This window comes from Paludibacter sp. 221, from assembly GCF_010501035.1.
In the GTDB taxonomy this organism is placed as follows: domain Bacteria; phylum Bacteroidota; class Bacteroidia; order Bacteroidales; family Paludibacteraceae; genus QVMH01.
This window is the reverse complement of record NZ_QVMH01000063.1, coordinates 1-12,148: the sequence shown is the minus strand read 5'-3', so window position 1 is coordinate 12,148 and position 12,148 is coordinate 1. Positions and strand designations below refer to the sequence as shown.

General features: G+C 40.0%; 9 protein-coding genes. 8 read left to right on the top strand and 1 reads right to left on the bottom strand.

Annotated features, from left to right (window positions below; genetic code table 11):
* The coding region (locus tag D0T49_RS11870) for an FISUMP domain-containing protein (RefSeq protein ID WP_304623097.1) at positions 1 to 681 on the top strand (681 nt) is incomplete at its 5' end.
* A 192-nt stretch (positions 682 to 873) separates the two neighbouring features.
* Here D0T49_RS11870 and gpmI read toward each other — a convergent pair.
* Positions 874 to 2,403, bottom strand: a complete 1,530-nt coding sequence (gpmI, locus tag D0T49_RS11865) for a 2,3-bisphosphoglycerate-independent phosphoglycerate mutase (protein ID WP_163631803.1) — start codon at positions 2,401 to 2,403, stop codon at positions 874 to 876.
* Positions 2,404 to 3,550: 1,147 nt separating this feature from the next.
* Between gpmI and D0T49_RS11860 the strand changes: the two genes are divergently transcribed.
* From D0T49_RS11860 to gpmA, 7 genes are all read left to right on the top strand, one after another.
* Positions 3,551 to 4,828 carry an efflux RND transporter periplasmic adaptor subunit gene (locus tag D0T49_RS11860; RefSeq protein ID WP_163631800.1) on the top strand — a complete coding sequence of 426 codons (1,278 nt, stop codon included), beginning with the start codon at positions 3,551 to 3,553 and terminating at the stop codon, positions 4,826 to 4,828.
* A gap of 223 nt (positions 4,829 to 5,051) precedes the next feature.
* Positions 5,052 to 6,290, top strand: a complete 1,239-nt coding sequence (locus D0T49_RS11855) for an efflux RND transporter periplasmic adaptor subunit (protein ID WP_163631797.1) — start codon at positions 5,052 to 5,054, stop codon at positions 6,288 to 6,290.
* A gap of 8 nt (positions 6,291 to 6,298) precedes the next feature.
* Positions 6,299 to 7,297, top strand: a complete 999-nt coding sequence (locus D0T49_RS11850) for an HlyD family secretion protein (RefSeq protein WP_163631794.1) — start codon at positions 6,299 to 6,301, stop codon at positions 7,295 to 7,297.
* A 177-nt stretch (positions 7,298 to 7,474) separates the two neighbouring features.
* Positions 7,475 to 8,713 carry an ABC transporter permease gene (locus D0T49_RS11845; RefSeq protein WP_163631790.1) on the top strand — a complete coding sequence of 413 codons (1,239 nt, stop codon included), beginning with the start codon at positions 7,475 to 7,477 and terminating at the stop codon, positions 8,711 to 8,713.
* A gap of 168 nt (positions 8,714 to 8,881) precedes the next feature.
* On the top strand, positions 8,882 to 9,577 hold the full coding sequence (locus tag D0T49_RS11840) for an ABC transporter ATP-binding protein (RefSeq protein WP_304623096.1): 696 nt from the start codon (positions 8,882 to 8,884) through the stop codon (positions 9,575 to 9,577).
* Positions 9,578 to 9,637: 60 nt separating this feature from the next.
* Positions 9,638 to 11,134: a TolC family protein gene (locus D0T49_RS11835; RefSeq protein ID WP_163631787.1), complete on the top strand. Its 1,497-nt coding sequence runs from the start codon at positions 9,638 to 9,640 to the stop codon at positions 11,132 to 11,134.
* Positions 11,135 to 11,229: 95 nt separating this feature from the next.
* Positions 11,230 to 11,976, top strand: coding sequence for a 2,3-diphosphoglycerate-dependent phosphoglycerate mutase (gene gpmA / locus D0T49_RS11830; RefSeq protein ID WP_163631784.1), 747 nt, complete (start codon positions 11,230 to 11,232; stop codon positions 11,974 to 11,976).
* Positions 11,977 to 12,148 lie beyond the last annotated feature (172 nt).

Below are 12,148 nucleotides of genomic sequence, written 5' to 3'. Positions count from 1 at the left end.
GTTACAACTATTGCAGCTCAGAAATCAACATCAAGTGTTGTATATAGTTATGGCGGTAGTGGTGTAACTCCCGACGATATGAAGGCTTCTCCAGTTTACGGTGACTTATACCAATGGGGTCGTAAGACTGATGGTCACGAGAAGCGTACCAGTGCTGCAACCACTACATTGTCTACTAACAATGATGCTACTGCTCCTGCCGATATTTCCGGTTCCTTTATTAAAGCTCCTTCTTACCCTTACAATTGGGTTGATGTAACAAAAGCTGTTACTGCCGACCTTAACTGGCGTAACCAGAAAAACGGCACTTACGACCCATGTCCTGCCGGCTGGCGCGTTCCTGCTCAAGGTGAATGGAGTGACATTTTCCGTGGCGGTTCAGCTCCCGGTGCTTCCGGTACTGCCGTAGCTAATACTTGGAGTTGGTATTCTGCTGGTGGTACTAATGGTTACGAAATTAAGCCCGACGGTGAAACCACTACTTTATTTTTGCCCGCCGCTGGCTATCGCAACAACGGTAATGGCGAGCTCTACTACGTAGGTTCCGGCGGACGCTACTGGAGTGGTAGCCTTAGCAGTACGTACTCGCTCTACCTGAACTTCAATGGTAGTAACGTGTACCCTGCGACCCTGAACTACCGTGCGTACGGCTTAAGTGTGCGGTGTATCTCAGAATTATAAGGTGAAAAGAAACGAGTAGATAAACCAATAAATAAATCTCGCCTGAAGAAAAATTTCCTCAGGCGAGATTTGGTTTTAATAACAGCGGTTATACTTATGCAGTTGAGTATTTGATACGAATTGAAAGTATGTGCGGTTCTTAATAGTCACATAATAAGACTTGTAACTCGTAACTATTTGCTTGTAAACTGCTTACTTTGTTTTTATCAGGCTGTGTCCTGTCATTTCCTTTGCTTTGTCCACTCCCAGTATGGTACATATAGAAGGTGCTACATCGGCAAGTATGCCGTTTTCTACCTCTACGTTTGTTTTGTCAGTAACGTAAACAAATGGTACGGGGTTCAGCGAGTGTGCCGTGTTTGGCGAGCCGTCGGCATTCATCGCATTATCCGCATTACCGTGGTCGGCAATGATGATGGCTTCGTACCCATTGGCTTTTGCTGCTTCTATAACTTTTTCAACACATTGGTCGATGGTTTTAACGGCTTTTTCGATAGCTTCGTACACTCCTGTATGGCCTACCATATCACCATTTGCAAAGTTCAATGCAATGAAATCGAATTTTTGAGTGTTAAGCTCTTTTACCAAGGCATCGGCAACTTCGGGAGCGCTCATTTCTGGTTTCAGGTCGTATGTTGCAACCTTAGGTGATGGTATAAGTATGCGTTCTTCCGACTCAAATTCCTGCTCGCGTCCACCCGAAAAGAAGAAGGTGACATGGGCAAATTTTTCGGTTTCGGCTATGCGTAATTGCTTCATACCTAATTGCGAAACATATTCGCCCAAGGTGTTTTGCACGTTGTCTTTATCGAACAGTATGTGCAGCCCTTTGAACGATGAATCGTAAGGAGTCATTGTGTAGTAGTGTAACGGAATGGTATGCATTCCAAATTCGGGCATATCTTGCTGTGTCAGCACTATTGTCAATTCCTTAGCACGGTCGTTGCGGTAATTAAAGAATATAACCACATCATCTTCCTGGATGGTTGCAACCGATTTTCCGTCGGCATCTACAGCTACAATTGGTTTGATAAATTCGTCGGTCACACCTTCGTTGTACGAGTTTTGTACAGCTTGTGGCAAGTTGGTAGCAGGAGTTCCTTTACCGTTCACAATCAGGTCGTACGCTTCCTTTACACGTTCCCAGCGTTTGTCGCGGTCCATCGCATAGTAGCGTCCGATGATTGACGCAATTTGCCCTGTAGATTCTTTGGTATGCTGTTCCAATGCTTCGATAAATCTTTTACCGCTTTTAGGGTCGGTATCGCGCCCGTCCATGAAGCAATGGATATAAGCATCGCTCAGTCCATATTCTTTTGCAATATCGCATAGTTTGAACAGGTGGTCTAACGAACTGTGTACTCCGCCATCCGAAACCAATCCCATAAAGTGGATATTTCTTTTATTATCGCGTGCGTATGCAAATGCGTTTTTTATTTCGGGATTTTCCAAGATGCTGTTGTCGCGGCAGGCAATGTTAATTTTAACCAAATCCTGATACACAATGCGTCCTGCGCCGATATTGAGGTGCCCTACTTCGGAGTTTCCCATTTGTCCGTCGGGCAGTCCTACGTTTTCGCCCGAAGCCTGTAGCTGCGAGTGTGGATATTTTTGCAACAGCGAATCCCAATATGGGGTAGGGGTGTTGTAAATTACGTCGGCTTTGTTGTGGTTTCCGATTCCCCAGCCGTCGAGAATCATTAATAATGCTTTTTTGCTCATATCTTTAGTTTGTAAGTTTTTCGGGTTTCTGAATCGGCTGCAAAGTTACTCATTTTTTATCGTTTATTAATGGAGCGGGCATCGTTATTTTTAGGTAAATACGTCTTAATTAGTTTTTGTTTTTTGCCACATAGGTTCAGTTAGTTCGCACATAGGCACACATAGCTTATATGTAATTTCCACTGTGTTTCTATGTGCTTTCGTATGTGTCCTATGTGAGCTATATAATATAAGTTAATTTGTGGCGAACACTTATTAGTAAAATAAGGTAATAAGGTTGCTATAGCCCTACTTGTGCGATTACTAAGGTTTAATTATAAAATAAGGTACTTGATAAAAACCTTATTTCCGAGCAATAACCTTAGTAAACTAATACCGCCTGACAATGATAACCTTATTACCTTATTTTGTACGGTAATAATGTGAAAGTAACGTTGTTAATATTGCTGATAAAAAAGAATTGTTTTGATTTGATTATCAATTGTAAAGTACCACCTGATTTGTGTGTAAGTACATGGTCTTAATTAGTTTTTGTTTTTTGCCACATAGGTTCAATTAGTTCGCACATAGGCACACATAGCTTATATGTAATTTCCACTGTATTTCTATGTGCTTTCGTATGTGTCCTATGTGAGCTAAATAATATAAGTTAATTTGTGGCGAACACTTATTTTGTACGGTAATAATATGAAAGTAACGTTGTTAATATTGCTGATAAAAAAGAATTGTTTTGATTTGATTATCAATTGTAAAGTACCACCTGATTTGTGTGTAAGTACATGGTCTTAATTAGTTTTTGTTTTTTGCCACATAGGTTCATTTTAGTTCGCACATAGGCACACATAGCTTATATGTAATTTCTACTGTGTTTCTATGTGCTTTCGTATGTGCCCTATGTGAGCTATATAATATAAGTTAATTTGTGGCGAATACTTAAAAGTTAAAAACCGTAGAAACGTCGTATCAAAGTCGAACAAGAAATGCTAAAATATATTTGCTTATTTATATTTTTGTTTCGTAAAGTGTTACGAACAAATCAAAAAAAACATCAAAATTGTAATATAAACTGTAATATATTTAAATTATTTTCGTTTTTTTACACTAACAATAGATATGGTATAAAGTATCAATTTAATTAGCCTTAAAAGTGCCACGAATTAACACACTGTTTTTACTCTTCATCTTTCTTTTTTTGTATTCATGCAATGCGCGTGATTCCAAAAACAACGTTACTTATACAGTTCCCTCGTATAATGATTTTCAGGATGTAATAACTATCAATGGTTTTGTTGAACCCATAAGTTCCACTACGCTGTCGTGCCCGCGCGGTGTAGATGGTATTGTTGTGTTTCTGATAGAGGATGGAACTTATGTGGAGGAGGGAGATCTGCTTTGTGTTATAGAAGATGCTAACTTGCAAAGCCATTATAACCAGACTAAAGTGGATTTGGAAAACGCAGAGGCTAATCTGGAAAAAACACGTGCCGACTTAGCATTGCAATACTCTATTTTGGAGGCACAGGTGAAAAATAATGAAGCCGAAACAGCTATTGCCAATCTGGACTCGCTACAACTGATTTATTCGACCCCTACGCAGCGTAAAATTAAAGAGCTTGAGCTGAGGAAAACAGCGATAGAGAAAGCTAAATACGAGAAAAAACTGGGTTCGCTGGATATTATCCAGCAATCGGAGATAAAAAAACGTGAGCTCGAAATTATACGCTTGAAAAACAGGATGGAAAGCGTTAAGGAAATAGTTGATAAACTGGAAATAAGAGCACCTAAAAAGGGACTGGCTACCCGTCCTATATATACCATGACTTGGAAAAAACTTCAGGTGGGAGATAATGTATGGAATAATATGCCTGTAATCGTTATACCTGAAATGGAAAAGATGAAGGTGAAAATCATGGCTCCCGAAAAAGATTTTAAAAACATTGGTGTGAATGATTCGGTGGTGTACACTTTTGATGCTATGCCCGGAAATATAGCTTATGGCAAAATAATCAAAAAAACTCCGGTAGGACGACAGATAGTGCATGGCTCCAAGGTAAAGGAGTTTGAGATAGAAGCGTCGATAGACAGTTCGCAGGTGATGCCTGAGCCGGGTTTTACGGCCGATTGCAAAGTGATTCTGAAAGAAGTGAAAGATACGATTGTTATTCCTCAGATTGCTGTATTCGATGGAGATTCGACAAAGGTGGTGTATGTGAAAAATGGAAAAACATTTGAAGAACGCCCCGTAGTAACGGGTATGTCGTCGCAAAAAGAAGTGATAATTTCGGAAGGGCTAAGCCGGAATGAGGAAATCAGTTTGGTAAAACCTCAGGCTAATTTAATAAAATCGCGAAAGTTATCAGGCGAGAATAAGACAAATACACCTGTTGAGGCCGAGGCTGATAGTATTATGCTAAAGCAGGATTGAATTGTGATTTTTTTTGAACAAAGGAGCAATAATGGAATAAAAAAAGGATAAAGGATTAATGAGGGGTGTAAAGGTGGTTTTATTATCAGTGTCTATCTTGCTCCATGTTTATCAATTTTGTTCAATTTGTTTTCGTAAACCGTTTTTATTTGAGCCTATAATATAAAATAATACAGAAAAATAGAATTAACCCTATATTGCATCAATAATTTTGAATATATACATGAAAAAGATTAAGCTTGCCGGTTTGTTTTTGATGTTGATTTTTTTCTTTTTATCCTGTGGTAAAAAAGAAACTCAACAGGTCCCTTTGGGTAAGGTAACGAAAGGAACGTTTTATATAGATTTGTACGAAGAAGGTGAGATAGAAGCTATCAACTCCATTACTATTGCCGCCCCTATGATTTCGTGGCGGTATGGCAACCTTAAGATAACGGAACTTGTGAAGGACGGGCAAGAAGTGAAAGCGGGGGATACGATTATAGTGTTTGACCCGTCGGAAGTGCACAAGGGAATTATTGAAGCGGAAGGGCGACTGGAAAGCAATAAGGCCGATTTGGAAAAAATGCTTGCTCAACATCAATCGGATTTGGAAGAACTGAGAGCAGATTATGAGGTGACTAAAATATCGCAGGAAATCTCAAAAATACGGTTTGAGTCGGCAGCGCACGAATCGGATATAAAGAAAAAAGAAATCCAACTGAATCTGGAAAAAGCCGATATTGCTCTGGAAAGGTCGAAGGAACAAATAGACAATAAAATAAAAATACAAAAGGAGGAAGTAAGGCAAAAGAAATTGTCAATTGCGCAAGACGAAGCACAATTGAAGGAAGCTCACGAGACACTTGATAAACTTATAGTGAAAAGCCCTTCGCCCGGTATTGCTATTTTGGCACATAACTGGAATAGCGGCGTTAAGTTTCAGATAGGCGACCAATGCTGGGCTGGTTATCCGCTCATTCAGCTTCCTGATTTATCGGCTCTTAAAGCAACTGTGAAGATAAATGAGGTTGATATTTCCAAAGTAATAAAGGGATTGAGAGTAGAAATAAAACCGGATGCTTTTTCGGACAGTATTTTTACAGGTACTGTGAATGCTGTGGCTAATCTGGCAGTGAATAAGGATGATAAATCGAAAATAAAGGTATTCCCTGTTGAAATACTTATAAACGAAACCAATGAAAACCTGCTACCGGGATTAACGGTAAGTTGCCGCTTGATAGTGGATGAGATTGATGATGTGATGTACGTTCCTTTAGATGCGCTGCATACCGTAGGAGATGAAAGCTATGTGTATAAAAAAACTACCAGCGGATTTGACAAGGTGAAAGTGGAAACCGGCGAGAGTAATTCCGATTACATCATTATCCTGAACGGATTGGACGAAAATGACCGTGTGGCTCTTGGCGACCCCTTTGCCGGAACTGAAAAAAAAGAGAAAAAAACTAATAATGAAGTATAGTTATGAAAATGTGGAATTTTAAACCTTCCGTCTTGTTTTTTGCTTCATTATTCCTTTTGTTTTCATGTAAGAGTAGTGACGAAAAGGGAAAAGAGCAGCCTTTGATAAAAGATGGAAAATCAATAGTAGAAACAGGCGAGCTTGCAGCTGTAAATTCTAAAGCATTTTTACTGCAACGTTATGGGCGTTATTGGTGGGAAATGCGTATAATAGGTATTTTAGACCACGGTACTATTGTGCAAGCGGGCGACTCTATCATACAACTGGACCCCTCGGATATAAATAAGTTTATCATCGACAGGGAAAGCCGTTTGGAAACTGAATTGGCTACTCTGGAAAAAATGTATGTAAACCATGCCAATAGCCTGAGCGATTACGAGTCGAGAATAAAAAGCGAAGAAGCATCGTTCGAGTTGAAAAAACTGGAACTGGAATCGTCGCGTTTTGAATCGGAACGTTATCGGAAGATTAAAGAACTGGAATTTAAACAGGCAGAGATAACCCGTGCAAAAGAAAAAAGAAAGATGGAATTGGCTAAGATAATCAATGCCAATGCCTTAAAAAGACAGGAAATAAATGTACGCCAGATTAGGACTGAAATAGAGAATGCTTATGCTATAATTCCTCAATTGACTATTCGCACTCCGATTTCCGGTGTATTTCAGATTGCGCAAAACCGTCGTACAGGTGCCTTACTTAAGGTCGGAGATAACATTTATCCGGGTAATAGTATGGCTAATGTACCGGAGTTGAAACATATGAAGGTTAATACTTACATTAACGAAACTGACTTTCTGAAAATAAAAACAGGGCAAAAGGTAATTGTGCGTTTGGATGCTTTACCAAAAGTGACATTTGCCGGCGAAGTTGCGTATATAGGCAAACTTTGCCACCTAAAAGACAACAAGTCACGGCAAAAAGTATTTGATGTTGAGGTAAATATATTGGACTATGACGAACGGCTTAAACCCGGTATGACTGTTAGTTGCGAATATGTGCCGGAGTAAAGCCCCACCAAACCTCCCCACAAGGGAGGCTTAGTTAAAGTGGAGTTAAAACAAGAGAATAAGTAAATGAAAGCGACTATTTGTATTATAAACCAAAGGTAATTTTAAAAGCCTCCTTTATGGGGAGGTTTAGTGAGGCTTTTATTGAGAATTTATCATTATTGTAAATAAAAATATATGCAGTTTAAAGAGAATGTACGTTTGGCACTTAGCGGATTGGCCGACCATAAGTTTCGCTCGTTCCTCACCATGTTGGGGATTATTTTCGGGGTGGCATCGGTTATTACCATGCTGTCGATAGGCGAGGGCGCAAAACGTGAAGCAATTGCAAAATATCAGGATTTGGGGGTAAATAACATAATCGTGCGCGAAAAGAAAATGTCGGATGAAGAATTGGAAGAAGTCCGTGCTAAATTTTCGCCGGGTTTGTCAATACAAGATGCAACGGTTATTAAGGAAATAGTACCCGGAATTTCGAACGTAGCTTCGCAGGCTGAAATAAGTACAGACGTGCGTTATGCCGACAAATCGACAAAATCTACCATTATTGGTATCACGCCGGAGTTTTTCTCGATGATGAATTATAAGGTCCGTAACGGGGAGCTTATAAACCAAAATCATTACGACCAACGGCTGAAAGTCTGTATATTAGGGGCAGGAGTTGCCAGCACATTGTTTCAGCAGGAAGACCCGCTTGGAAAAATGATAAAGATAGAAGACCAATGGCTGGAGATAATTGGTATTCTCCAATCGAAAACACTATTTACCGAAACGGTGGGCGAGTTGGCTGCACGCGACTTGAATACTGACGTATATGTGCCTTTAACTACATTCCTGAACCGTTTTACCCGCGAGAATATCCTTACAAGCGAGGTTCAGCAAATAACTATTCAGGTAGAAAACTCCGGGCTTCTGATGGAGTCGTCCACTTTGATTGGTGAGATACTGAAACGCCACCATTATAATAACGAGGATTATAACATCGTCATACCTTATGAACTCCTTAAGCAAGAGGAGAAAGAGCGTCAGATATACAATTTCCTTTTGGGCGCCATTGCTGCCATTTCGCTCATTGTGGGTGGTATCGGTATTATGAACATTATGCTTGCTACGGTAATGGAGCGTACGCGTGAGATAGGTATCCGTAGGGCGATAGGTGCGCGCAAGTCGGATATTATGAGCCAGTTTGTTACCGAAGCCGTCGCCATAAGCATTACAGGAGGTCTGATTGGGGTGTTGCTGGGTATCTCCTTGTCGCTGATAGTGTCGTTGTTTACAGATATAAGCACATTTATCAGGCTGTATTCCATTGTGATAGCATTTGCTTTTTCGGTGGTTGTAGGGATAAGTTTCGGATATCTGCCTGCAAAAAACGCCGCCAATCTGAAGCCTGTGGATTCCATACGATACGAGTAATGAATAGTTACGAGTTACAAGTTACAGGGGAGGTGTTTAGATTCAAGAACCAAGAACCAAGAACCAAGATTCAAGACTAAAAAGCAGGAAGTAATACAGAAGAACTGTTTTTATCTGATAATTGAGAATGAAATATACAATATTTAGGTCAAAATAAAGAATACATACATGCTGATTCAAATAACGGACTTAACCAAGAATTACGAGATAGGGGATATTGAAATTCCGGCCTTGAAGGATATTAACCTGGAAATAAAGAAGAATGAATATGTTGCCATAATGGGGCCTTCGGGCTCAGGAAAGTCGACTTTGATGAATATTCTGGGATGTTTGGACACGCCATCCAGCGGGCATTATTTCTTTAATAAAACGGATGTCAGCAGTTTGAATGACGATGATTTATCTGCAATGCGCAATAGAGAGATTGGCTTTATCTTTCAGAATTTCAATTTGCTTCCGCGCCTCAATGCGCTTCAGAATGTAGAGTTGCCGCTTATATATTCGGGCACGCCTACGCAAGAGCGAAAAGAGCGTGCTTTGCGTGCATTGGAGCGTGTAAACTTGTCCGACAGGGTCGACCATAAGCCCAGTGAGTTGAGCGGGGGGCAGCGTCAGCGTGTAGCTATTGCGCGTGCCTTGGTTACAAATCCGGGAATACTCTTGGCAGATGAGCCTACCGGAGCGTTGGACTCTAAAACAGGCGAAGATATTATGCGTTTGTTCGAAGAACTTCATCACGAAGGGAATACTATCATATTGATAACCCACGAACAAGAGATAGCCGATTATGCTCACCGGAATATCTATATAAAAGATGGTATGATTCATTCGGACAAGCCAAACGAAAAAAGAAGAAAAGTTTAAGGATTAATTAATAGCGAATTTTTCTGTTTTGATTCGCTTTTCTACTATAAAAACACAAATATGAAAAAAGTTGTTTCAATATTCTTTTTATTGATTATTGGTCTTTCAGCAATAAAGGCGCAAGATGCGTATGTGTTAACTTTGGACGAAAGTATACTGATAGCCAAAAGCCAGAGCTATACGATGCAAAATTTGCGCGAAGACCTGAAAATTGCCGAATACAACCTGAAGTCGGCTACCAGTAAATTGAAAACTCATATAGATATGCGGTTTACGCTTCCTCAATACGATGATGAAATAAAGCAGTGGAAAGACAGTACGGGCGTTTCTTTCTATCCTTCGCGAATGTTGACTTACGAAGGGGGGCTTTCTATTAATCAACCTTTGCCAACCGACGGAAGGATATATCTGGAAGCCGGACTGAACAGTTACGACGACTTTACTAATAATGCCCGTTCGTCTTCGTTAAGTACATTAATTGGTTTTTCTCAGCCTGTGGATATTATATATGGATATAGTTCTATTAAAACGACATTGAAAAAGGCTGAGTTGAATTTCGAGCGTTCCAATAAATCGTTGAAGCGTGCTGAACTACGTTTGGTATATCAGGTTACAGATGAGTATTACCGCCTGCTCTCGATGCAGCGACAAACCGAAATTGCTTACCTCGACTTGGAGCGTCAGACAGAAGCCTACGAGATATCTAAAAATAAATATGCCGCCGGACTTATCCGTGAGGTAGATGCGCTGCAAATGGAGGTGGAACAGGCCGGAGCACAGAACAGTTATGATATTGCTGTATTGGAGCAAAATTCGGCTTTGAAAAATTTTAAGATGCTTATTGGTCTGGATTTGAATGAAAATATCGTTTTAGATAGTAATCTGAAATATAAAACCGTATTTGTAGACCCCGATATCGCTGTGCAATATGCTTTGGACAACCGTTTGGAAATAAGGGAATATGAAATTCAACTGGAAGAGCAAAAACTGAATATCAAGCAGCAAAAAGTATATGGAAGAGTCAGGGGGAATATAAATGCTTATGTGCGTAAAGTAGGGATAAGCAACCCGAGCTCTGATTATAACTTGTTTGGCTCTATTGGCGACTCGTATCATAAATTCGTAGATTTCAGCGACTCACGCCGTCCTAATTATGGAATAGGGTTTACGGTAACGGTTCCGATTCTGGACTGGGGCGAAAATAAGGCTCTGGTAAGAGCTGCCGAGGCTCGTATGAAGCAAACCATGTTAGGACAGGAAAATCAGATGCGCTCCATAGAAACAGAAGTTCGTAATCTTGTAGATAAATTGAACAATAACTTAAAACGCCTGCAATTATTGGAGAAAAACGTAACGGTGGCTGAGAAGAGTTTTGATATAACACTTCAACGCTTTTCGGATGGTGATATCGACAGTCAGGCACTGGCATTGGAGCGTAACCGGCTGAATAATGCTTACCTTTCTCACCTGAGTGCTTATACAAATTACCAGTTGGCATTGGCCGACTTGATGCAAAAAACTTTCTATGATTTTCAGAATGGGCAATTGATAGAGTGATATAGAAGGAATATACCTAATACTGGGTATGAACAAAAAGTAGCGCTATCACGTTTTAAATTAATAATATGAACCATCGACTATTAATTTAAAATATGAAAAAAGTTGTTTTACTCAGGCATGGAGAAAGTGTCTGGAACAAGGAGAACCGCTTTACAGGATGGACAGATGTTGATTTGTCCGCGAAAGGAGTGGAGGAAGCTGTAAAGGCGGGTAAATTATTAAAGAAAGAAGGTTATCAGTTTGAAATAGCATATACATCGTATCTGAAGCGTGCGGTAAAAACACTGAACGTTGTATTGGATGAAATGGACTTGGACTGGATTCCGGTGAAAAAATCATGGCGCTTGAACGAGAAGCACTATGGTATGCTTCAAGGACTAAATAAGGCGGAAACAGCCGATAAATACGGCGACGAACAAGTGCTAATCTGGCGTCGAAGTTACGATACTCAGCCCGACCCGCTTAAGAAAGATGATGAGCGTTCTCCTCTGAAAGATACGCGTTATAAAGGAGTTCCCCAATCATATCTGCCTTTAACAGAATCGCTGAAAGATACTGTAGACCGTATTCTTCCATACTGGCAGGATACTATTTATCCGTCTCTGATGAAATACGAACAAGTGCTTGTTGCCGCTCATGGAAATAGCCTGAGAGGGATAATTAAATATCTGAAGAATATCTCTGATGAAGACATTGTTAGCTTAAATCTACCTACGGCCGTTCCTTATGTGTTTGAGTTTGACGATGATTTGAATCTGAAAAGAGACTACTTTCTTGGCGACCCGGAGGAAATAAAAAAACTGATGGATGCTGTAGCTAACCAAGGGAAAAAGAAATAAAAAAACTGATAAGAGCACCAATGAATTTTTTTATAATTCATTGGTGCTTTTTTTATTACTCATCTGCTAATTTGATATTACGGATGTTTTTATATTTGGTATGATATAAGGGCAACTGCATCAAAATATGCAGAATTGCTATTTTATTCTTTCGTAGTCGTAGCTAATCTTT

What these genes read in the sequence shown, in the direction of transcription:
- gpmI (WP_163631803.1), bottom strand. Translation starts at nt 2,403, where the DNA reads ATGAGCAAAAAAGCATTATTAATGATTCTCGACGGCTGGGGAATCGGA.
- D0T49_RS11855 (WP_163631797.1), top strand. Translation starts at nt 5,052, where the DNA reads ATGAAAAAGATTAAGCTTGCCGGTTTGTTTTTGATGTTGATTTTTTTC.
- D0T49_RS11845 (WP_163631790.1), top strand. Translation starts at nt 7,475, where the DNA reads ATGCAGTTTAAAGAGAATGTACGTTTGGCACTTAGCGGATTGGCCGAC.
- D0T49_RS11840 (WP_304623096.1), top strand. Translation starts at nt 8,882, where the DNA reads ATGCTGATTCAAATAACGGACTTAACCAAGAATTACGAGATAGGGGAT.
- D0T49_RS11835 (WP_163631787.1), top strand. Translation starts at nt 9,638, where the DNA reads ATGAAAAAAGTTGTTTCAATATTCTTTTTATTGATTATTGGTCTTTCA.
- D0T49_RS11850 (WP_163631794.1), top strand. Translation starts at nt 6,299, where the DNA reads ATGTGGAATTTTAAACCTTCCGTCTTGTTTTTTGCTTCATTATTCCTT.
- gpmA (WP_163631784.1), top strand. Translation starts at nt 11,230, where the DNA reads ATGAAAAAAGTTGTTTTACTCAGGCATGGAGAAAGTGTCTGGAACAAG.